Below are 21,809 nucleotides of genomic sequence, written 5' to 3' on the forward strand. Positions count from 1 at the left end.
TCGTCGCAGTTTTGTGAACCTGATGCCTGCCCCTGATTTTGCAGTGTTCCATCAGGCCCGTCCATCCTCAAAGCGTGGTTCGCACCCGCCAGAGTTCCGGAAACAGTTCAATTTCCAGCATTTTTTTAAGGTAGCTCACCCCGCCGGTCCCCCCGGTCCCACGTTTAAATCCAATAACCCGCTCCACCGTGGTCACATGGTTGAACCGCCAACGCCGGAAATAATCCTCAAAATCCACCAGCTTCTCGGCCAGCTCATAAAGCGGCCAATGCTTTTCAGGCGCGCTGTAAACCCGATGCCACGCCGCAATCACGTCATCATGTGCCGCGTATGGCGCACTGACATCACGCGATAAAACCGCATCGGGCACCGCAATCCCCTCGCGCGCCAAAAGGGCCAGCGCCTCGTCATAAAGGCTGGGCGTTGCCAGTTCGGCGTTGAGCATTTCGGTAATGTCGGTGCGGTGCGCATGCGGGCGCAACATCGCATGGTTACGATTGCCCAGCATGAATTCAATCTGGCGATACTGATATGACTGGAACCCCGACGACGGGCCCAGCGCATCGCGAAACGTCGTATAGTCGCTCGGCGTCATGGTCCGCAAAACGTCCCATGCATTGTTAAGCTGCTCGAATATGCGCGATACCCGTGCGAGCATCTTGAATGCCGGTTGCAGACGCCCTTCGCGGATCGCATCACGGGCCGCCGCAATTTCCCGGATCGCAAGCTTCATCCACAATTCGGATGTCTGATGCTGAATGATAAACAGCAATTCATCCTGCGCATCGGTCAAGGGATGCTGAGCGGTTAATACCGCATCAAGCGCCAGATAATCGCCATACGACATCTGATCGGAAAAATCGGTGCGCGCCCCCTCGGTGCCGGGGTCATCGGGCTGGTTCATCGGGCAGCCGTTATTTTTGGCTTTATCGCTCATGTCACCGCATTCCTTTTGTGGAATTCCGGCTTGCCCCAGGCGCGCGTTTCCATGATCTCGGCCAGAATTCTGACCGCGCCATCAACATCGTTGTTGTCGATATAAAGCGGGGTAAAGCCGAACCGGATGATATCGGGTGCCCTGAAATCGCCAATCACGCCACGCGCGATCAGGGCCTGCATCACCGCATAGCCATCTGCGAATTTAAACGAAACCTGCGATCCGCGCAGGGTCGCATCACGCGGGCTTGCCAGTTCCAGCATCGGGCAGCTTGCCTCGACCCCGGCAATGAACTGTTCGCAAAGCTCAATGCTGCGTTTGCGGATGTCGGCCATCTCGACCTCGTCCCACGCCTTCATTGCTTCTTCCAGAACCGTCATCTGAATGACCGGCGGGGTGCCGACCCGCATCCGCGAAACATCGGGTGCCGGGCTGTATTCAAGGTCAAAGGCAAACGGGGCGGCATGGCCAAGCCACCCCGAAAGCGCCGGGCGCACGGTCTTCGCATGATCGGGCCGCACATAAATAAATGCCGGCGCACCGGGGCCACCATTCAGATACTTGTAAGTACACCCGACCGCAAAATCGGCCTCGCATCCCGCAAGGTCGACCGGAACCGCCCCCGCCGAATGCGCCAGATCCCAGATCACAATCGCGCCCGCGTCATGGGCCATCTTCGTGATCCGTTTCATGTCATACATCCGCCCGGTGCGGTAATCGACATGGGTCAGCATCAGAACCGCCAAGTCTTCGTTGATCAGGCTCTCGACATCTTCCGGGTTTGGCGTCTTAAGGACATGCCCCTTATCAAGGCTTTTGATCAACCCGTCGGCAATATAAAGGTCGGTCGGGAAATTGCCATTGTCCGATACCACCACCTTGCGATCCGGGTTCATTTCAAGCGCGCTGGCAAGCGCCTGATACACCTTGATCGACAATGTATCGCCCATCACCACCGTGCCCGGTGCCGCCCCGATCAGACGCGCGACCAGATCGCCAACACGCTTGGGCTGCTCCATCCACCCGGCATCGTTCCAGCCCCGGATAAGCATCTCGCCCCATTCGTCACTGATCATCGATTTGGCGCGCGCGGCCGCGGTTTTCGGCATCGCGCCCAATGAATTACCGTCAAGGTAAATCACCCCCTCAGGGATATGGAACAAGGCTTTGGTGGCGGCAAAGTCAATCATGCAGACATTTCCTGTTTCAGGCGGAATCGCTGGATTTTTCCAGTCGCGGTTTTCGGCAGTGCGTCGATAAACACAATCGAACGCGGATATTTATAAGGTGCAATCGTCGCCTTGACATGGTCCTGCAAAAGCTTCGCCATTTCGGGTGACGGATTGGCATTCGGCGTCAATACCACATGCGCCTGCACGATATAACCGCGTTCCTCGTCGGCGGCGGCCACCACCGCACATTCCGCCACATCCGGGTGCGAAAGCAACGCCGCCTCGACCTCCGGCCCGGCAATGTTATACCCCGCCGAAACGATCATATCGTCATTGCGCGCGGCAAAATGGAAATAGCCGTCATCATCGACAAAAAACGCATCCCCCGTCAGGTTCCAGCCATCGCGCACATATCCACGCTGCCGATCATCGGCCAGATACCGGCACCCGGTCGGCCCGCGCACTGCAAGCTTGCCAATCGTGCCAACCGGAAGCTCGTTCATCTCGTCATCAACGATTTTCGCCTCATACCCCGTCACCGGGCGCCCGGTGCAGGCCGGATGACTGTCGCCAAACCGGTTGGAAATAAAGATATGCAGCATCTCGGTCGCGCCAATCCCGTCCAGCATCGGCTTGCCGGTCTTTTCCATCCACGCCTTGTAAACCGGGGCTGGCAATGTTTCCCCCGCCGAAACGGCAGCTCGAAGCGACGATAAATCCGCCCCGTCCTCCATCGCCGATAACATCGCCCGATATGCCGTCGGCGCGGTAAAGCACACGGTTGCCTTATAGGTTTCGATAATCTCGATCATGTTGGGCGGTGATGCCTTTTCAAGCAACGTCGCGGTTGCCCCGAACCGAAGCGGGAAAACGGCAAGCCCGCCAAGCCCGAAGGTAAAGGCAAGCGGCGGCGAGCCGACAAACACGTCATCGGGCGTCACGTTAAGCACTTCCTTGGCATAGCCATCGGCAATGATCAGAAGATCACGATGGAAATGCATGGTGGCCTTGGGCTCCCCCGTCGTGCCGGATGTGAAACCCAGCAACGCCACATCATCGCGCCCGGTCTTGACCGCCTCATATTTCACCGATTTGGTCAGTGCGATGCGATCAAGCTCCGCGTCATGATTGGCCGTACCGTCAAAGCCGATCACCTTTTTAAGAAACCTGCTGTCCTTCGCGCACGCCACCAGCTCGTCCATCAGCCGCGTATCACAAAGGGCAAATTCGATCTCGGCCTTGTCAACGATCTTGGCAAGCTCGCCCGACCGCAACATCGGCATGGTATTGACCACAACCGCACCCGCCTTGGTTGCGGCTAACCAGCACGCCACCATCGCCGGATTATTGGCCGACCGGATCAGAACGCGGTTGCCGGGCTTGACCCCATAATCCTCGACCAGCGCATGGGCAATCCGGTTGGTCCAGTCGGACAATTCCTTGTATGTCCGCTGGCGGCCATTGCCGATCAATGCGGTATTGTCACCAAATCCCTGCTCGACCAGCCGGTCGGTCAGCTCGACCCCGGCATTGAGATATTCGGGATACTGAAACTTTTCGAGGTTAAAGACCGGCCAACTTTCGACCGGCGGCAGATTGTCCCTTGCGAACGTATCGCTATGTGCAGTTGGACCCAGAACGTGCGACATGGTTAAGCCCCTGATACAGCTATTTTTGTGCCAGCGTTTGCCGTGCAATGATTATTTTCTGGACGTCTGACGCGCCTTCATAAATCCGAAGGGCGCGAATTTCCCGATACAGCGTTTCAACAATGTGACCACTTCGCACACCATCGCCGCCATGTATTTGTACCGCCTTGTCGATGACGGTTTGGGCATGATCGGTTGAATAAAGTTTTGCCATCGCGGCCTCGCGCGACACCCGCGATGCCCCGCTGTCTTTCAGCCACGCCGCGCGATAGACCAGAAGCGCACTGGCATCGACATCAAGCGCCATGTCGGCCACATGCCCCTGCACCATCTGCAAATCAAAAAGCGGTGCACCAAACAATTCACGGGACTGAACCCGGTTGAGGGTTTCGTCAAGCGCCCGACGGGCAAAGCCCAAGGCAGCGGCGGCAACGGTGGACCGGAACACGTCCAGAACCGACATCGCGATCTTGAACCCTTCACCCGGAAGGCCGATCAGGCTGCTTGCCGGAATGCGGCAATCATCAAATTTCAACCGCGCCAAGGGATGCGGCGCAATGGTTTCCAGCCGCTCGGCAATCGAAAGGCCCGGTGTGTTGGCGGGTACCAGAAACGCCGAAAGCCCCTTGGCCCCGGAGGCCTCGCCGGTCCGCGCAAAGACGCAATAAAAATCGGCAATCCCGCCATTGGAAATCCAGGTTTTCTCGCCATTCAGCACGAAATGGCCGCCGTCCGCCCGCGCCTCAAGCGCGATATTGGCAACATCCGATCCCGATTGCGGTTCGGTCAGGGCAAAGGCGGCAATCGCCTTGCCGGATCGAACCTTGGGCAGGACCCCGGCCCGCTGCGCCCTGGTGCCAAACAGCGAAATCGCCCCGCTGCCAAGCCCCTGCATGGCAAAGGCAAAATCCGCCAGCCCGTCATACCGCGCCAGCGTCTCACGGATCAGGCAAAGCGACCGGACGTCAAGCTTCGCCCCGTCCTGATCGGGGTCACAATCCGGGTCAATCGCGGCATGTTTCAGCCACCCGCCATCATTCAAACGCGCCACAAGGTCACGGCACGCCCCGTCGACATCATGATGATCGATACCATCAAGATTGGCCGCCGCCCACGCATCAAGCCGTGCGGCAAGTTCGCGGTGCCGGTCTTCGAAAAACGGCCAGTCAAGATAGGACGTATCAGCCATCAGTTCCCCTCGAACACCGGTTTTTCCTTGGCGACAAATGCCTTGTAGGCGCGGTTGAAATCCTCGGTCTGCATGCAGATCGCCTGCGCCTGCGCTTCGGCCTCAATCGCCTGTTCGATCCCCATATTCCATTCCTGCGCCAGCATGGTTTTCGTCATCATGTGACCGAAATTCGGGCCTTCGGAAATCCGGGTCGCCAATGCAATCGCCTCGGCCTCCAGAACGTCACCCTCGACCAGCCGGTTAAAGAACCCCCACCGCTCGCCCTCATCTGCACTCATGGAACGCCCGGTATAAAGAAGTTCGGCGGCACGCCCCTGCCCGATGATGCGCGGCAGGATCGCACAGGCCCCCATGTCACAACCCGCAAGCCCGACACGGGTAAACAGGAACGCGGTTTTGGATGCCGGGGTCGCAATGCGCAAATCCGACGCCATGGCAATGATCGCCCCCGCACCGACGCAAATGCCATCGACGGCTGCAATCACCGGTTTGCCACAGCCAATGATCGCCTTGACCAGATCGCCGGTCATGCGGGTAAATTCCAAAAGCCCCTTCATGTCCTTGTCGATCAGCGGGCCGATAATGTCGTGCACGTCCCCGCCCGAACAGAAATTGCCGCCGTTCGATCCAAACACCACCGCCTTGATATCATCGGCATAAACCAGATCGCGGAACGTATCGCGAAGCTCGGCATAGCTCTCGAACGTCAGCGGGTTTTTGCGTTCCGGCCGATCCAGCGAAATGACCGCAACATCGCCTTCCATGCGCCAGTTGAAATGCTTTGGCGTGATGTTTGCCATCTTAGTCATGGTGCGCCTCGTTATGATGATAAACAGTCCGAAGAATACGGATCAGGGCATCGGCATCACTGGCCGACAGATCGGAAAACAGCTCGGAAACCCAGCCTTCATGCACAAGGGCCCGCTCGGCAAAATCCTTTTCGCCCGCTTCCGTCAGGCGCACGATCGATGCCCGGCGATCATTTTCGACCGGCACGCGCACCAGCATCCCCTCGGTCACCAGCCGGTCGACAATCCCGGTGACATTGCCGTTTGAAACCATCAACGCGCTTGAAAGCTCGCTCATGCGCATCCCGTCACGGGACCGGTAAAGCGCTGCCATCACGTCAAAGCGCGGCAGGGTGGACCCGAATTCAAGGCGCATCTTCTCGCGAAGTTCGCCCTCGATCTTGCGCGACACTCTAAGGATTTGCAGCCATGCCCGCAGGCGCGCCTTTGAAATATCCGATGTTTCGTTTGGCGGCATATCGGGGTCGCGGACTGTCTTATCCATATTCATATCTCTCCTCCCGATACCGAAATCGCCTGCCCGGTGATCGATGCGGCCTGGCGGCTTGCCAGCCACATGACGGTCTCGGCAACTTCTTCGGGCTGGATGAACCGGTTCTGCGGATTGATCTTCGCAAGGCTTGCGCGCGCGTCTTCCGCACTCATGCCGGTTTTCGCAACGATATTGGCAACCGACTGCGCAAGCATCGGCGTTTCCATGAAACCGGGACACACCGCATTGACCGTGATCGGCGTCGATGCAAGCTCGGTCGCAAGGCTTTTGACAAGCCCGATGACCGCATGTTTTGCCGCGCAATAGGCGGTGACATAGGCATAACCCTTAAGCCCCGCCGTCGATGCAATCGAAATCAACCGCCCCGGCTTGGCGCGGTCCATCACGTTCAACCCCTCGCGGAACGTCAAAAACGTGCCCGTCAGGTTCACATCCATCGTGCGCTTCCAAAGGTCGATGGATGTCTTGCCAAACGGTGCGCTTTCGGCCATGCCCGCATTGGCAATCACCAGATCGGGCGCGCCGATCACATCGCAAAATGTGCCAAACATCGCGCGCACCGATGCCTCGTCCGTCACATCGGCTTGTATCGCGGTGATACCCGGATGTTTTGCCACCTCGGCCAGCATCTCGGCACGGCGGCCTGATACCGCGACCTTCACCCCGGCATCGGCCAGCATACGGGCCATCACGGCCCCCACACCCGACCCGCCGCCGGTAATCAATGCTGTGCTGATGGCAAGGTTTCCCATGGGTCACACCTTCCCGGTCATGACGTCGGACCGTTCCGCCAGACGCCTCATCTGATCCCGCCCGGCATGGTATGGCTCCGGCCAGTTTTCCGTCCGGTTGCCAAGCGTTGCCGCCGCATGCAGCGTCCAGTACGGATCGGCCAGATGCGGCCGCGCAAGGCACACAAGGTCCGCCCGTCCCGCCATCAGGATCGAATTGACGTGATCGGGTTCGTAAATATTGCCAACCGCCATCGTTGCCATATGCGCCTCGTTGCGGATGCGGTCGGAAAACGGCGTCTGGAACATGCGGCCATAGACGGGCCGTGCGGCCTTGGTCGTCTGACCTGCCGACACGTCACAGATATCAACATCATGGGCCTGCAACATCCGGGCGATCTCGACCGCTTCTTCGGGTGTCACGCCCTCATCCCCGACCCAGTCATTGGCCGAAATACGCACCGATAACGGCTTGTGCGCGGGCCATGCGGCACGCACTGCATCAATCACTTCCAACGGATAACGCATCCGGTTTTCAAGCGACCCGCCATATTCATCCGCCCGCACATTGCTGACCGGGCTGATGAAGGATGACAGAAGATAACCATGCGCTGCATGGACCTCGATCATGTCAAAGCCCGCCCGATCCGCCATTTCGGCGGCTGCGACGAACTGATCGCGCACCATATCCATATCATCACGCGTCATCGGTTTTGGCGTCTGGTTGCGGTCCGACCACGCAATGTCGGATGCCGACATGATCGGCCAGTTACCGGATTTCAGCGGCGCATCCATTTCCTCCCAACCCAGTTGGGTCGAACCCTTGCGCCCGGAATGACCGATCTGCGCACAGATTTTGGCATCCGTTTCGGAATGGACGAAATCAACAATCCGTTTCCATGCCGCCTCGTGCGACGGCGCGTAAAAACCGGGGCAGCCCGGCGTGATGCGTCCCGTGTCGGACACACAGGTCATTTCGGTATAAACCAGCCCCGCACCACCCTTGGCCCGCTCCGCATAATGCACCAGATGCCAATCGGTCGGGCAGCCATCCACCGCCTTGTATTGCGCCATCGGCGACACCACGATGCGGTTTTTCAGTTTCATGTCACGCAATGTAAACGGCACGAACATCGGGTGACGGACTTCGTCATTGGCGGGAATGCCCGCCTTGCGCTGGAACCATCCTTCGGCATCCTTAAGCCACTTGGCATCGCGCATCCGAAGGTTCTCATGGCTGATGCGCTGCGATCGGGTCAGAAGGGAATAGGTAAACTGCACCGGGTCGAAATGGAAATACCGCTCGATCTCCTCGAACCATTCCATCGAATTGCGTGCGGCTGATTGCAGGCGCAAAACCTCCAACCGGCGTTCGTCTTCATATTTGGCAAAGGCGGATGGCAGGTCGGCCTCGGAATGCAGGTAATTGGCAAGCCCGATGGCACTTTCAAGGGCCAGTTTGGTGCCCGATCCGATGGAAAAATGCGCGGTCGCCGCCGCATCACCCATAAGGACGATATTCTCATGCGACCATGTTTTGCACAGAACCCGGGGGAAGCTCAGCCACGCCGAACCACGCACATGATGCGCATTGCTGATAAGCGCATGACCACCAAGGTGATCCTTGAAGATTTCCTCGCAGGTGGCAATCGACTCTTCCTTGGTCATGTCGCCGAAACCATAGGCTTCCCAGGTCGCTTGCGAACATTCGACAATAAAGGTCGCGGTCTTGTCATCAAACTGATAGGCGTGCGCCCAGACCCATCCCTTCTCGGTTTCCTCGAAAATAAAGGTAAAGGCATCATCGAATTTCTGATGCGTGCCCAGCCAGACAAACTTGCATTTCCGGGTATCGATATCGGGCTGGAAGGTGCCTGCAAATTCGCTGCGGGTTTTGGAATTAAGCCCGTCGGATGCGACGACAAGGTCGAATTCCCTGGCATAATGCGCCGCACTTTCGGCCTCGGTCTCGAACCGAAGATCAACGCCCAGTTCACGTGCGCGCTGCTGTAACAGGATCAAAAGCTGCTTGCGCCCGATGCCGCAAAAACCATGCCCGGTCGATACGGTTTTTTCGCCGCGATACAGAACCGCAACATCATCCCAGTATGAAAAATGCGCCCGGATCGCCTCGGCACTTTTGGCATCATTCTGCGCAAGATTGGTCAGCGTCTCGTCCGACAGGACAACCCCCCAGCCAAACGTGTCATCGGGCTTGTTGCGCTCGATCACCACGACCTCATGGCCGGGATCGCGCAATTTCATCGAAATCGCAAAATAAAGCCCCGCAGGACCGCCACCCAAACAAGCTATTCTCACCTGATTTTCCCTTCTTGATATGGGGGTCTTTGCCCCGGTTGTTTTGGGAAACTCCAAAAACGGTACGCCTGCCCGACATTTATTTCAAGCATAAAATATTTGGGTTTGAAATATCTCGATTTTCCCCTAGAATCCCCGAAACAAGACGATGCAAGTTGCTTCAAGCAAGCCAACAACAAGGTATCTCTGATGTCCGACCTGCGGTCATGTTTCCGCGAACCAATCCCTGAAATTGCGATAGCGGCTCAGTATTTGGATGCTGCGGTAACCGCGCATCTAAAGGGGGAACATGAACAGGCTGCAACTCTGATCAAACGATCAGATATGCCGATCATCCGGGACTGGACGGAATCAATCTGGGGCAAGAACAGCCCCTACGTTTCCTATAGCGGGATTTCTGGCGCAGCACCTGTTTTGACCAAAGAACAGCGGGTCGTGGCCCGAATGCCAAATGCGTTGGAAAAGAAATATCTCCATGAACGGGACGCTTTCCATTGCCGCTTTTGCGGCATTCCCGTCATTCGCAAAGAAGTCCGTGCGAAATTGGCAAGTCTCTACCCGGAATCATTGAAATGGGGCCGGAAAAACACCGAACAACACGCCGCATTTCAAGCGATGTGGCTTCAGTATGATCACGTGATTCCCCACGCAAGGGGCGGCAACAACGACCTCGATAATCTGGTGATTACGTGCGCACCATGTAACTTTGGGCGGATGAATTTTCTGACCGAAGAAGTCGGGCTCCTTGATCCCAGAACCAGAGAACCTTTGCGTAGCTCTTGGGACGGGCTGGAACGATTGATGACGTGATTCGATACTGAAGGGCCTAACGAAGTCTATTGCGGGCTGAAACAGAAACCCGCACTCCAAAAAAGGGACGATAAAAAAATGATCACCAACTGGGACGACGCATACGCCAATGGCGACCATATCAGGGGTGCGGCGGAATTTCCCGGCATGTGGGCCGAACTGGCATCGGCCTTCCGCGATGAAATGGCGGCGTCAGGCCGGGCGGAACTCGATATTGCCTATGGCAATGCCGCGCGCGAAAGATACGACCTGTTCCTGCCCGAAGGCAGCCCAAAGGGCACGGTCGTTTTCGTGCATGGCGGCTATTGGAAGGCATTTGATAAATCGACATGGTCGCATCTGGCACGCGGGGCGGTTGCGCGCGGCTGGGCGGTCTGTCTGCCAAGCTATACTTTGGCCCCCGATGCCCGCCTGTCGTACATCACCCGACAGATCGGGGCGGCGATTGATCATGTTGCCAATCGCATTTCAGGCCCGATCCACCTGACCGGCCATTCGGCGGGCGGTCATCTGGTCAGCCGGATGAATTGCGCCTCCTCGCCCCTGTCAGCGGCAACGCAGGCACGCATCAAAAACACCGTATCAATAAGCGGCCTGCACGATCTGCGCCCGCTTCTGAAAACCGCGATGAATGATGTTCTGAAACTCGACGAAGACGAAGCAATCGCCGAAAGTGCGGCGCTGACCCGCCCGCATCTGCCATGTTCGATTACCTGCTGGGTGGGCGCGGATGAGAGGCCGGAGTTTATCCGCCAGAACGACCTTCTTGCCAATATCTGGACCGGGCTAGGTGCTGCGACCCGCGTGGTCGAGGCCCCCGGCAAACACCATTTCGACGTCATCGCCGATCTGGCCGATCCGGATTCCGATCTGGTCGCCTGCCTGCTGCATCCGATCGAGCCGGAGGACGCATAATGTCCACAATATCCCCCGTCAGCCTCTCAACCGAAAACGACATCGCGATCATCACGATTGATCACCCGCCGATCAACGCCACCAGCCATGCCGTCCGTCTGGGAATCTGGAATGCACTCGATGAGATCAACCGCGATGATGCCATCCGTGCTGCGATCCTGATCTGCGCCGGATCAACCTTTATCGCCGGTGCCGATGTCACCGAATTTGGCAAACCGCCAATCGATCCGATCCTGCCCGATCTGATCCTGAAACTCGAACAATCGACCAAGCCGCTGATTGCCGCCATTCACGGCAATGCCCTTGGCGGCGGGCTTGAGGTTGCGCTCGGCTGTCATTACCGCATCGCGACGGCGACGGCCAAATTGGGCCTGCCCGAGGTTAATCTTGGCCTGATTCCTGGTGCCGGTGGCACCGTGCGCTTGCCCCGCCTGATCGCGGTTGAAAACGCGATCACCATGATCACCGGCGGCAAACCGGTCACGGCCACCACCGCCCATGATTTCGGCCTGATCGACGAAATTGCGGATGGTGATTTGCGGATCGCCGCAATCGCCTTGGCCGAGCGGATCAAAAGTGATCCCTGCCCGGCCGCCCTGATTGACCGCGCCCCGGTCAATGCCCCGGACACCGATGGATGGGATGCCCTGATTGCCGGGATCGGCAAAAAGGCCCGTGGGCAGGATGCCCCCGTGATTGCCGCCCAAACCATTCGGGCCGCCGTCACCGGCGGTGCCCAAACCGCCCTTGGGATCGAACGCGAAAACTTCATTCGCCTTCGCGACAGTGACCAGTCAAAGGCGCTGCGCCATATTTTCTTTGCCGAACGATCGGTTGCCAAGCTGCCCGAACTGGCCGGGGTCGATCCCCGCCCCGTTGCCGAAATCGGCGTCATTGGCGGCGGCATCATGGGGGCCGGGATTGCTACCGCCGCCCTTCTGGCCGGCTATGCCGTGGTGATGATCGAACGCGATGACGATGCCTGTGAACGCGGCATCGCCAATGTCCGCCATCATCTCGGCGGGTCGCTCAAACGCGGCATCATCAGCCAGTCCCGCCATGATCAGCTTCTGGGCGATCTCGTCAGCAGCACGGATTACGCCGCCCTTGCCGATTGCGATCTGGTGATCGAGGCCGTGTTCGAGGACATAGGCGTCAAGCACGACGTGTTTGCCAAACTCTCCGCCCATTGCAAACCCGATGCGGTGCTGGCGTCCAACACCTCCTATCTCGACATCGACGCGATTGCGACTGCCTGCACCCATCCCGAACGGGTGATCGGCCTGCATTTCTTCTCCCCGGCGCATGTGATGAAATTGCTCGAAGTCGTCCGCACCCGCTTGGCAAGCCCCTCCTCACTGGCAACCGCCCTTGCCTTTGCCAAACGGCTGGGCAAGATCGCGGTCCCCTGCGGGGTCTGTGATGGCTTCATCGGTAACCGGATCATGTCGGCCTATCGCAAACACTGCGAATACATGCTCGAAGACGGATCTCTCCCGTCTGAGATTGACCGCGCCATGACCAATTTCGGCTTCCCGATGGGCCTGTTTGCCATGCAGGACATGGCCGGGCTTGAAATCTCATGGGCCACGCGCAAACGCCTGGCACCCACCCGCGCCCCCAATGAACGATATGTCGCCCTTGGCGATTATCTCTGTGAAATGGGCCGTTTCGGGCGCAAGAATGGCCTTGGATGGTATCGCTATGATGAACATGGCAAAGCTTTCCCTGATCCTGTTGTCGATGAACTGGTGATCGCTGAATCGGCGAAAAAGGGCATCAAACGCCGCCCGTTTTCCGAAACCGAAATCATCGAAACCATCCTCTCTGCCATGCAGGCAGAAGGCGAAAAAATCCTGGCCGAAGGCATCGCGCACAGCCCCGATGCCATCGATGTCGTGATGGTCAACGGCTATGGCTTCCCCCGTCACAAGGGCGGGCCGATGTTCCTCAAAAACACCGCCTGAATGCCCAAAATCCGGGGCTTTCACGGCCCCGGAAAGGCATCCGAACCCGGCCCTTCTCCCACATCACTCCGACCCGCGACCCGGCACAAGCCGGGCGCAACTCGGGCATAAAGCCACCCAAATGACGCTCAACTGGCGCTCAAACAGCCCGCAAACCGGGCGCAACTCTCCCGCTTGGCCGTCTTTGACTGCTTTTGACTGCCGTTTGTCCCCCGCTTGACCGCCAGCAAGACGGCCAAAATCGCCGCCCGTGGCCATAATACCGACCCGACGAACCGCCAATCTGGCTGTCCGCCGCATACCGCCAAAACAAAAACGCCCGCCGGGAAATTCCCGACGGGCGCAATTCTGGTGTTGATTTGTCCTGTATAGCAGACCAAAAAGAACAAATCAAGAACTTTTTGACGTGGTCGGCAATTTTTTTGCTTACCCGACCAGAACTTCCTTGCCACTCGCAAGCGATTCAAGCGCCGCATCGGCCAGAATCAAGGCTTTCAGGCCATCCGCACCGCTGGGATAGTTGCTGGTTTTACCCGCCACCACATCACAGAACGTCGTAAGCTCGATCCGATAGGCATCGGCATAACGCGACATGAAGAAATCCATCAACGGTTCGGCAGTATAGCCCGCCCCGTTCGCCACCGTAACCGACGTGGTGCGATGGTTTCCGGCCTCGACAAGGCCCTTTGAGCCATGCACTTCGATGCGCTGGTCATAGCCATATGTCGCACGGCGCGAATTGGTAATCACCGCCATCCGTCCGCTTTTGGTCCGAAGCGTCGCCGCAGCACTATCGACATCCCCCGTCGCCTTGATCGCCGGATCGGTCAGGACCGCACCGGTCGCATAGACCGACACGATTTCCTCGCCCAGAAGGAACCGCGCCATATCAAGGTCATGGATCATCATGTCGCGGAAAAGCCCGCCCGACCGTTTGATATAATCGACCGGCGGGGCGGACGGATCACGCGATGTGATCTGAACCATTTCAACATCGCCAATCGCGCCCGCGTCAATTTCGGCGCGAAGGCGGGCAAAACTGGGGTCAAAACGGCGGTTGAACCCGACCATCAGAACCGCGCCGGTTTCCTCGACCACCTTCAGGCAATCGCGCACCCGCCCGGCATCCAGATCAATCGGCTTTTCACAGAAAATCGCCTTGCCCGCACGCGCGGCCAGTTCGATCTGATCGGCATGAAGGTCGGTCGGGGTCGCAATGATAACGGCGTGAATATCGCCATCCGCCATGATTTCCTCGACCGTCGCACGGGTGGCCCCGGTCAGGGCAATGGCATTTTCCGCCGCGGCATCGACCGGGTCGAAAACCTTGGCGATTTTGGCATTTGGCAGGGCCTGAACGGCTTTGGCGTGGGTGATGCCGATACGGCCAGCACCAAGAAGTCCGATATTAAGCATGTCTGACATCCTGAAAGGACAAATGTTGCGAAGATGGGAATACGGAAAACGGGTTATTTGCTGTCGCGCTGGAAAATCCAGTCATGATCGGGATGGTTCTGGAACCGCCATTTGCGCATCGGCCCGGCCATGACATTCAGATAATACATCTCATAGCCATAAGGACTGCCGCACGGGTGATGCCCCTTGGGCACCAGCACCACATCGCCGTCCGAAACCGCCATGGTTTCGTCAAGCTCCCCATCCTCGGTAAACACCCGCTGGAAACCAAAACCTTGTTTGGGATTCAAACGGTGATAATAGGTTTCCTCAAGATAGGTCATGTCGGGATAATTATCCTCGTCATGGCGGTGCGGCGGATAGCTTGACCAGTTGCCGGACGGCGTGAAAACCTCGGTCACAAGCAGACTGTCGGCAATATCCTTTTCCTCCATCGCAATCGGATGGATGTATCGCGTATTGGCGCCCTTGCCGCGTTCGACCATCTCGATATCGCTGATCACGCGCGCCGGATAATTGCCCTTGCACGGCGCGGTGCAGACCGCCAAAACGCAATCGGTTGTCGCCTTGGCATTCCAATCGGTATCGTTGGGCGCATAAACACAGGCTGGCGGGATACGTTCAAACACGCTCATGCGTTTGCCCAGTTCCCCGAAATTCTGGTCCCCCACCGCGATTTCCGCCTTGCCTTCGACAAGCACCAAAATCACCTCGCGGTCGCCCGTCGGCTCGGCTGCTGTTTCACCCGCTTTCAGATGATAAAGCCCGAACCCGACATAGCCCCAATTGGCACTTTGGGCGGTAATGTCATGGACCTTTCCACGGGTCCCCGACGGTTTTCTCAGCAGATCGGCCATCAGGCTTCTCCCTTATCCAGTCGGGTTTTCTGCGCCATCGCACGAAGCGCCTTAAGCCCCATCGATTGATATTTGAACGGGTTGCGCACGACCGGGTCCTGTTCGGCCTCGATCACCAGCCAGCCGGAATAACCATGCTCGGCCGCGATTTTCAAAACCGGTTCGAAATCAACAATGCCTTCCTCGTCACCGGGCACGGTAAACACCCCGCGCCGCACCCCTTCAAGGAAGCTCAGATGCTGATTGCGCACCTGCTCGGCGATTTTCGGACGCACATTCTTGCAATGGATGTGGGCAACCCGATCCATATAACGGGTTGCCAGTTCTTCGGGATTTGCCCCGCCAAACCATGCATGCCCGGTATCAAGCAACAAATGCGTTTTCGGGCCGGTATGGGCCATGAAGGCATGAATTTCATCGGTCGTTTCAACAATCGTGCCCATATGGTGGTGATACACCAATGTGACACCCTGATCGGCGCAATAGGCGGCAATCGCCTCGACGTCCGCGCCAAATTTCGCCCATTTATCCGCTGGCAAAACCGGGCTTTCGGACAATGGTGCATTGTCATTGCCGTGAATCGCATTGCTGGTTTCGCACACGATGCACACCTTGCATCCCATGGCTTTCAGCAAATCCAGATGCGGCTGGATCGCCTTTTTCTCGTCCTCGACCGAATGGGTCAGAAGGTTAAGCGAATGCCAGCCCGACACGAATTTAAGCCCGTTGGGATCAAGCTTGGCCTTCAGTGCCGCCGGTTCGGTCGGCATCTTGTGGCCTTTTTCAATCCCGTCAAAACCGATTTCACCTGCTTCGGACAAACAGGTTTCAAGGCTGATTTCAGCACCCAGCGTCTGATCATCGTCATTGGACCAGGCAATCGGGTTTGTGCCGTAAAGGATCATTTTCTCAATCTCCGGGGCGCTGCGCCTTAAGCGCGGTTTCGTATTTCTTGCGTGCTTCGTTCACCGTTGGCCGCACCGAAACTTCGGGCACGGCAACATCCCACCAATGGCCACCTTCATCGGTGCTTGGCAGGGGATCGGTATCAATGACAATGGCGTAGGATCGGTCGGCCTTGTGTGCGCGTTCCATCGCCGCTTCCAGTTCGCTGATCGACGATACCTTTTCGGCAATCGCCCCCATCGATCCGGCATGGGCGGTGAAATCAATCGCGGACGGCACCACATGGCGTGCGGTATCCAGAAGGTTGTTGAAACTTTCCCCACCCGTTGCCATCTGCAACCGGTTGATACAGCCATAACCACGGTTATCAAGGATCACGGTGATGATCTTGTGGCCCAGCATCACACTGGTCGCCAGTTCGGAATTCATCATCATATATGATCCGTCACCGACCATCACCACGACCTCGCGATCCGGCTGTGCCATCTTGACCCCAAGCCCACCGGCAATTTCATATCCCATGCAGGAAAAGCCGTATTCAACGTGATAACCGTTGGGTTTTGCCGCCTTCCAAAGCTTGTGCAGCTCGCCGGGCAGACCACCCGCCGCACAGACGACAATCGCATCGTCATCGACACTGCGCTGAACCGCACCAATCACCTGCGCATCGGTCGGCAGGGCATTGCCCGTCGGCGTTGCCGTCACCTTGTCCACCGCCGCAATCCAGTCGGATTTAAGCTTGGCATCGATCACCGGTGCCCGGTAATCGCCCAGCATTTTGCCAATCTCGGCCAATGTCACCCTGGCATCACCCGTCACCGCAATCGCATTATGTTTGGCCGCGTCATAGGCCGCGACATTGATCGACAGGATGCGCCGATCCGGATGCTTGAACAGGGCCCAGCTTCCGGTGGTGAAATCCTGCAACCGTGTGCCAACCGCAATGATCAGGTCGGCATTTTCGGCAATCGCATTGGCACTGCTTGCCCCCGTAACCCCAATGGAACCAAGGTTAAGCTCATCATCCCACGGCATGGCGGATTTACCCGCCTGCGTTTCCCCGACCGGGATATTGTGACGATGGGCAAACTCGGCCAGAGCATCGCACGCCCCCGCGTAATGCACCCCGCCACCGGCAATGATCATTGGCTGTTTGGCCGCCTTGATTGCGGCAACCGCTGCGTCAAGCTGATCCAGATCGGCGCGCGGGCGCTTGGTTTTCCAGATTTTGGTCTCAAAGAAACTTTCGGGCCAGTCAAAGGCTTCTGCCTGCACATCCTGACAGAATGCCAATGTCACCGGGCCGCAATCGGCCGGATCGGTCAGGGTCGCCATCGCACGCGGCAGGGCGGTCAAAAGCTGCTCGGCGCGCATGATGCGGTCAAAATAACGGCTGACCGGTTTGAAACAATCATTGGCCGAAATCGTGCCATCACCGAAATCCTCGACCTGCTGCAACACCGGATCGGGTGCGCGATTGGCAAACACATCACCGGGCACAAACAGAACCGGCAGACGGTTGACATGCGCCAATGCGGCGGCCGTGACCATATTGGTCGCCCCCGGCCCGATTGATGTCGTGACCGTCATGGCACGTTTGCGGTTCGATGCCTTGGCGTACGCAATGGCGGCATGGGCCATGCCCTGCTCGTTATGGCCGCGCCATGTCGGGAAATCATCGCCGATGCCGTGCAATGCCTCGCCCATTCCGGCGACATTGCCATGACCGAAAATCGCCCAGCACCCGCCGAAAAACGGTACACCGTCTTCGTTCTGCTGTTTGCTTAAATACCGCACCATGGCTTGGGCGGCGGTTAATCGAACGGTTTTCATGCCGCTCCTCCCGATTTTTTGCGCGCCGCATCCCATGTGGTGCAAAGCGCGCGATATTTTTCCGCCATCTGTGTAACGGCTGTTTGGTCGTCAATGTTACCCGCAAGCCAGTCGCGCGCAACTCCGGCAAAGATCGTCCGCCCGACAGCAAACCCCTTGACCATGTCATGCCTGGCGGCAACTTCAAAACTTGCCACCAACTCGGCTTCCGGCGCTTCAAGGCCCAGAACGACGATGCCCCGGCAATAAGGATCATGGCGCGCAATCATGTCACAGGCATGACGCCATGCCCCGTCCGATTTCATCGGCTCCAGCTTCCACCAATCGGGATAAACCCCGATTTCATAGAACCGCTCGATGATTTTCGCCGTCGTCTGATCATCACAGGCCGCAACCTTCGACGGGATGATTTCCAAAAGGAATTCCAATCGGTTGGCCCGCGCCCCATCGGCCAGTCGCTTGATGGTTTCTTCCTGATCGGCCTTCATCGCCGCGTCATCATCGGGGTGATAGAAACACAGCACCTTCACCACATGCTCGACCGGCCATTCCGCAAGCTTGCTGCCGATATCAGGACCAATTTCCAATCGCAACGGACGCGATCCCGGCAATTCAACCGGCCGCCCGATCCAAAGCCCGGTGCCAGCCGCGGCATAAAGCGCATCGCGCCCCAGTCGCGGATCACACAAAATCCCATAACCGGGCCTGTCACCCGCCACATCGCGCACCGAACGCAGGCAAAGCTCCTTGAACGGCCCGATCCGGTCATGTGAAACCCCGACCTCATCGGCCAGATCTTCAAGCTGCATCCGGTGATCGAACGCAAAAACCCGCATTTCCGGCCAATCACCCATCCGGTTGGTTGACCAATGGATTTGCTCCAGCGCCGCATCATGACGCAGCGACGGGTTCTTGATCCCCCGCTCAAAGAAGAACTGCAATTCTTCCCAACTCGGATAGGCCGGCGTACAGCCATGCCGCGACACCGCAAATGCCCCGCAGGCATTGGCATATTTAAGTGACGTTTCCCAATCCTGATCGGTCAGCCACCCCTTGAGCAGCCCCGACATAAACCCGTCGCCCGCCCCCAGAACATTAAACACCTCAACCGGGAAACCGGGGCCGGAAATACCGTCATCAAGGCTTGCACCGATCTTGCCGGTAAAGGCAACCGCCCCCATCGGCCCGCGTTTGCACACTAACGTCGCATGCGACGTAACCCGCACATTTTCAAGTGCCTCAAGCGTATCGGTGGTGCCACCGGCAATGTGAAATTCTTCCTCGGTCCCGACAATCAGGTCAAACAGATGCAGGGTCGATTGCAATTCCTTGGTGACCTTGTCCGATGCAATGAACCGGTTTTCACCATCCCCATGCCCCGACAATCCCCAAAGATTGGGCCGGTAATCGATATCCAGCGCCGTTTTGGCCCCGTTTTCCCGCGCCAGTTTCAATGCCTTCAAAACCGCGGCCCGGGTGCGCGGATGCGATAAATGCGTCCCCGTCACCGTCACACAACGCGCATCGGCGATCAGGTCCGGGTCAATATCATCCTCGCACAGCGCCATATCGGCACAGTTTTCCCGATAGAAAATCAATGGAAACTGTTCCTGATCGCGCACGCCGAGAAGGACCAAAGCGGTCAGACGTTCCGGATCGGTGATAACACCACGGACATCAACACCCTCGGCAATCAGTTGTTCGCGGATGAAACGCCCCATATGTTCATCACCGACCCGGGTAATCAGGGCCGATTTCAGGCCAAGCCTTGCGGTGCCGCACGCCATATTGGTCGGCGATCCGCCGATATATTTGTTAAAGGATGCCATATCCTCAAGGCGGCCGCCGATCTGCGCGCCATAAAGATCGACCGACGATCTTCCGATGGTAATGACATCAAGCTTTTTCATCAGATCGTCCCCCCAAGCGACCCTTCAAGCTCGGCCAGCTCCTGACCGCCCGCCATCAGATCCTGCAATTCTTCGGGTTTGATTTCGCCCCGCTTTGCCGTGCCATGCGTCTGGCCACGGTTCAGCACCGTGAAACGGTCGCCCACCGCCATGGCATGGCGCACGTTATGGGTAATGAAAATCACACCGATCCCCGATTTCCGCACCCGGTCGATGGTCGCCAGAACATTCGAGGTTTGGCGCACCCCAAGGGCGGATGTCGGTTCATCGAGAATCAGGACCTTGGCCCCGAAATAAACCGCGCGCGCAATCGCCACCGTCTGCCGCTCGCCTCCCGACAGGGTGCCGACTGCCTGTTCCGGCTCGCGCAGGTTAATTCCCATGCGCGCCATTTCATTCATGGTCACCGAATTGGCCTGATCGAAATCGATCCATTTGAACGGGCCAAACCCCTTGCGCGGTTCGCGCCCCATCCAGAAATTGCGCGTCACCGACATCAACGGGATCATCGCCAGATCCTGATAAACCGTGGCAATGCCGTTTTCCATGGCATCACGCGGGCTGTCGAATGTGATTTCCTTGCCGCTGACCTTCATCGTGCCCTTGGTCGGTTTATGCACACCCGACATGGTTTTGATAAAGGTCGATTTGCCCGCACCGTTATCGCCCAGAAGACAATGACATTCGCCTTCCATCACATCGAACGACACCCCGCCCAACGCGATCACCGGACCAAAATGCTTTTCGATATTGTTCATTTCAATCAATGGCGTGCTCATCACCGTTCTCCCGTGATCATGCGGCGGATATAGGTGTTCATGATGACGGCAAGGATCAGGATACCGCCCAGGAACACACGGAACAGCGAACTTTCAGCCCCGGCAAAAAACAGCCCCTGCTGAACCACACCGAAAATCAGCGCGCCAAGTGCTGCCCCGATGATCGACCCGTATCCACCGGTCAAAAGCGCACCGCCAATCACCACACAGATGATCGCTTCAAACTCTTTCAAAAGCCCGCGGTCGGCGGCGGCCGAACCGAATTCCATCACCTGACAGGTGGCGAAAACCGTGGCACAGAACGCGGTAAACATGAACATCAGGATTTTGACCCGATTGACCGGAACCCCGACATAACGTGCTGCCTGGGCATCCCCGCCGGATGCGAAAATCCAGTTGCCAAACCGGGTTTTGGTCAAAAGCCAGTGCCCGAAAATCACCAGAACCACCGCCCAGACAACCAGCATCGGCAGGCCTTCAACCACCGGCTGCCCGGCGCGCGAACCACGCGTAAAGGTATCGATCAGGCCAAGATCGGCAAACCACTGGAACAGCCCCTTGAAAATCACCCCGCCAAACAGAAACGCCAGCGGATCGCCCTCTGCGGCCTCCTTGACGCCACCGATAATCGTCTGGCGCGTCGTCAGGATCGATAACCAGATGGTCAGACCGCGCAGGATATAAAGAAACGCAAGTGTGACGATAAAGCTTGGCAATCCGGTCCTGATCACAAGGAACCCGTTTAGCGCGCCAAGTGCGACACAAACGACAAAGGCCGCAATGATCGACAGCCACACCGGCCATCCCATATGCACCGACAGGATGGCAATCACCACCCCGGCAAAACCGATCATCGATCCGACCGACAGATCAAATTCGCCGGCAATCATCAAAAGACAGGCGCCAACGGCGATAATGGCAAACTGGGCAGAAACCACGCCCCAGTTCTGGACCCCTTCGGGCGAGAACATGCCGCTATCGCCCGCGATCATAAAGAAGAAAACAAAGACCAGGATCGTGCCGCAAATAGCACCCAGTTCCGGCCGGATCATGGCACGTCGAAGGGTTGAGACTTGCTTGAGCCGCTCGTCCGTCATGACATCACTCTTTTATC

Annotated in this window: 18 protein-coding genes; 3 read left to right on the forward strand and 15 right to left on the reverse strand. The window is 57.7% G+C overall.

The features are described 5' to 3' along the window. Window positions 1-67: 67 nt before the first annotated feature. From kynA to LG297_RS12455, 8 genes are read right to left on the reverse strand one after another with little or no spacing between them, the layout of a single operon-like run. On the reverse strand, window positions 68-937 hold the full coding sequence (kynA, locus tag LG297_RS12420; RefSeq protein WP_404420675.1) for a tryptophan 2,3-dioxygenase: 870 nt from the start codon (window positions 935-937) through the stop codon (window positions 68-70). Then, complete coding sequence (gene kynU / locus LG297_RS12425; RefSeq protein ID WP_404420677.1) at window positions 934-2,127, reverse strand: kynureninase; 1,194 nt, start codon at window positions 2,125-2,127, stop codon at window positions 934-936. The genes kynA and kynU overlap by 4 nt, the downstream gene beginning before the upstream one ends. After that, entirely contained in the window at window positions 2,124-3,758 is a 1,635-nt protein-coding gene (locus tag LG297_RS12430; protein ID WP_404420679.1) for an AMP-binding protein, read from the reverse strand. The genes kynU and LG297_RS12430 overlap by 4 nt, the downstream gene beginning before the upstream one ends. A 19-nt stretch (window positions 3,759-3,777) precedes the next feature. Next, entirely contained in the window at window positions 3,778-4,947 is a 1,170-nt protein-coding gene (locus LG297_RS12435) for an acyl-CoA dehydrogenase family protein (protein WP_404420681.1), read from the reverse strand. Further along, on the reverse strand, window positions 4,947-5,759 hold the full coding sequence (locus tag LG297_RS12440) for an enoyl-CoA hydratase family protein (protein WP_404420683.1): 813 nt from the start codon (window positions 5,757-5,759) through the stop codon (window positions 4,947-4,949). The genes LG297_RS12435 and LG297_RS12440 overlap by 1 nt, the downstream gene beginning before the upstream one ends. Next, on the reverse strand, window positions 5,752-6,243 hold the full coding sequence (locus LG297_RS12445; protein ID WP_404420685.1) for a MarR family winged helix-turn-helix transcriptional regulator: 492 nt from the start codon (window positions 6,241-6,243) through the stop codon (window positions 5,752-5,754). The genes LG297_RS12440 and LG297_RS12445 overlap by 8 nt, the downstream gene beginning before the upstream one ends. A gap of 2 nt (window positions 6,244-6,245) precedes the next feature. Continuing rightward, window positions 6,246-7,004, reverse strand: coding sequence for an SDR family NAD(P)-dependent oxidoreductase (locus LG297_RS12450; protein WP_404420687.1), 759 nt, complete (start codon window positions 7,002-7,004; stop codon window positions 6,246-6,248). A 3-nt stretch (window positions 7,005-7,007) separates the two neighbouring features. Then, the gene (locus tag LG297_RS12455) at window positions 7,008-9,302 is read right to left on the reverse strand and encodes a bifunctional salicylyl-CoA 5-hydroxylase/oxidoreductase (protein ID WP_404420689.1); all 2,295 of its coding nucleotides are present in this window, start codon (window positions 9,300-9,302) and stop codon (window positions 7,008-7,010) included. Between the two features lie 189 nt (window positions 9,303-9,491). On the opposite strand from LG297_RS12455, the gene LG297_RS12460 reads away from it, so the two are divergent. The 3 genes from LG297_RS12460 to LG297_RS12470 all read left to right on the forward strand — a co-directional run bounded on the left by LG297_RS12460 (window position 9,492) and on the right by LG297_RS12470 (window position 12,994). Continuing rightward, window positions 9,492-10,112, forward strand: a complete 621-nt coding sequence (locus LG297_RS12460) for an HNH endonuclease (RefSeq protein WP_404420691.1) — start codon at window positions 9,492-9,494, stop codon at window positions 10,110-10,112. A 78-nt stretch (window positions 10,113-10,190) separates the two neighbouring features. Next, complete coding sequence (locus LG297_RS12465) at window positions 10,191-11,027, forward strand: alpha/beta hydrolase (protein WP_404420693.1); 837 nt, start codon at window positions 10,191-10,193, stop codon at window positions 11,025-11,027. Then, window positions 11,027-12,994 carry a 3-hydroxyacyl-CoA dehydrogenase NAD-binding domain-containing protein gene (locus LG297_RS12470; protein ID WP_404420695.1) on the forward strand — a complete coding sequence of 656 codons (1,968 nt, stop codon included), beginning with the start codon at window positions 11,027-11,029 and terminating at the stop codon, window positions 12,992-12,994. Before LG297_RS12465 ends, LG297_RS12470 begins: the two co-directional genes overlap by 1 nt. A gap of 426 nt (window positions 12,995-13,420) precedes the next feature. On the opposite strand, the gene iolG is transcribed toward LG297_RS12470, so the two are convergent. The 7 genes from iolG to LG297_RS12505 are packed head-to-tail and all read right to left on the reverse strand — an operon-like array spanning window position 13,421 to window position 21,792. Continuing rightward, a complete protein-coding gene (gene iolG, locus LG297_RS12475) occupies window positions 13,421-14,410 on the reverse strand; it encodes an inositol 2-dehydrogenase (RefSeq protein ID WP_404420697.1) in 990 nt (329 codons plus the stop codon). 53 nt (window positions 14,411-14,463) lie between these two features. Continuing rightward, entirely contained in the window at window positions 14,464-15,267 is an 804-nt protein-coding gene (iolB, locus tag LG297_RS12480; RefSeq protein ID WP_404420699.1) for a 5-deoxy-glucuronate isomerase, read from the reverse strand. Next, window positions 15,267-16,172: a myo-inosose-2 dehydratase gene (iolE, locus tag LG297_RS12485; RefSeq protein ID WP_404420701.1), complete on the reverse strand. Its 906-nt coding sequence runs from the start codon at window positions 16,170-16,172 to the stop codon at window positions 15,267-15,269. Before iolE ends, iolB begins: the two co-directional genes overlap by 1 nt. Before the next feature lie 4 nt (window positions 16,173-16,176). Then, the gene (iolD, locus tag LG297_RS12490) at window positions 16,177-18,006 is read right to left on the reverse strand and encodes a 3D-(3,5/4)-trihydroxycyclohexane-1,2-dione acylhydrolase (decyclizing) (RefSeq protein ID WP_404420703.1); all 1,830 of its coding nucleotides are present in this window, start codon (window positions 18,004-18,006) and stop codon (window positions 16,177-16,179) included. Beyond that, a complete protein-coding gene (iolC, locus tag LG297_RS12495; RefSeq protein WP_404420705.1) occupies window positions 18,003-19,916 on the reverse strand; it encodes a 5-dehydro-2-deoxygluconokinase in 1,914 nt (637 codons plus the stop codon). The genes iolD and iolC overlap by 4 nt, the downstream gene beginning before the upstream one ends. Continuing rightward, a complete protein-coding gene (locus tag LG297_RS12500) occupies window positions 19,916-20,695 on the reverse strand; it encodes an ATP-binding cassette domain-containing protein (protein WP_404420707.1) in 780 nt (259 codons plus the stop codon). The genes iolC and LG297_RS12500 overlap by 1 nt, the downstream gene beginning before the upstream one ends. Further along, window positions 20,695-21,792 carry an ABC transporter permease gene (locus LG297_RS12505; protein ID WP_404420709.1) on the reverse strand — a complete coding sequence of 366 codons (1,098 nt, stop codon included), beginning with the start codon at window positions 21,790-21,792 and terminating at the stop codon, window positions 20,695-20,697. The genes LG297_RS12500 and LG297_RS12505 overlap by 1 nt, the downstream gene beginning before the upstream one ends. Between the last annotated feature and the right edge of the window lie 17 nt (window positions 21,793-21,809).

The organism is Thalassospira australica, from assembly GCF_044790785.1.
Taxonomy (GTDB): Bacteria; Pseudomonadota; Alphaproteobacteria; order Rhodospirillales; family Thalassospiraceae; genus Thalassospira; species Thalassospira australica_A.

What these genes read in the sequence shown, in the direction of transcription:
- iolG (WP_404420697.1), bottom strand. Translation starts at nt 14,410, where the DNA reads ATGCTTAATATCGGACTTCTTGGTGCTGGCCGTATCGGCATCACCCAC.
- LG297_RS12505 (WP_404420709.1), bottom strand. Translation starts at nt 21,792, where the DNA reads ATGACGGACGAGCGGCTCAAGCAAGTCTCAACCCTTCGACGTGCCATG.
- LG297_RS12470 (WP_404420695.1), top strand. Translation starts at nt 11,027, where the DNA reads ATGTCCACAATATCCCCCGTCAGCCTCTCAACCGAAAACGACATCGCG.
- iolB (WP_404420699.1), bottom strand. Translation starts at nt 15,267, where the DNA reads ATGGCCGATCTGCTGAGAAAACCGTCGGGGACCCGTGGAAAGGTCCAT.
- LG297_RS12450 (WP_404420687.1), bottom strand. Translation starts at nt 7,004, where the DNA reads ATGGGAAACCTTGCCATCAGCACAGCATTGATTACCGGCGGCGGGTCG.
- LG297_RS12500 (WP_404420707.1), bottom strand. Translation starts at nt 20,695, where the DNA reads ATGAGCACGCCATTGATTGAAATGAACAATATCGAAAAGCATTTTGGT.
- iolE (WP_404420701.1), bottom strand. Translation starts at nt 16,172, where the DNA reads ATGATCCTTTACGGCACAAACCCGATTGCCTGGTCCAATGACGATGAT.
- kynU (WP_404420677.1), bottom strand. Translation starts at nt 2,127, where the DNA reads ATGATTGACTTTGCCGCCACCAAAGCCTTGTTCCATATCCCTGAGGGG.
- iolC (WP_404420705.1), bottom strand. Translation starts at nt 19,916, where the DNA reads ATGAAAAAGCTTGATGTCATTACCATCGGAAGATCGTCGGTCGATCTT.
- LG297_RS12460 (WP_404420691.1), top strand. Translation starts at nt 9,492, where the DNA reads ATGTCCGACCTGCGGTCATGTTTCCGCGAACCAATCCCTGAAATTGCG.
- iolD (WP_404420703.1), bottom strand. Translation starts at nt 18,006, where the DNA reads ATGAAAACCGTTCGATTAACCGCCGCCCAAGCCATGGTGCGGTATTTA.
- LG297_RS12430 (WP_404420679.1), bottom strand. Translation starts at nt 3,758, where the DNA reads ATGTCGCACGTTCTGGGTCCAACTGCACATAGCGATACGTTCGCAAGG.
- kynA (WP_404420675.1), bottom strand. Translation starts at nt 937, where the DNA reads ATGAGCGATAAAGCCAAAAATAACGGCTGCCCGATGAACCAGCCCGAT.
- LG297_RS12440 (WP_404420683.1), bottom strand. Translation starts at nt 5,759, where the DNA reads ATGACTAAGATGGCAAACATCACGCCAAAGCATTTCAACTGGCGCATG.
- LG297_RS12435 (WP_404420681.1), bottom strand. Translation starts at nt 4,947, where the DNA reads ATGGCTGATACGTCCTATCTTGACTGGCCGTTTTTCGAAGACCGGCAC.
- LG297_RS12465 (WP_404420693.1), top strand. Translation starts at nt 10,191, where the DNA reads ATGATCACCAACTGGGACGACGCATACGCCAATGGCGACCATATCAGG.
- LG297_RS12445 (WP_404420685.1), bottom strand. Translation starts at nt 6,243, where the DNA reads ATGGATAAGACAGTCCGCGACCCCGATATGCCGCCAAACGAAACATCG.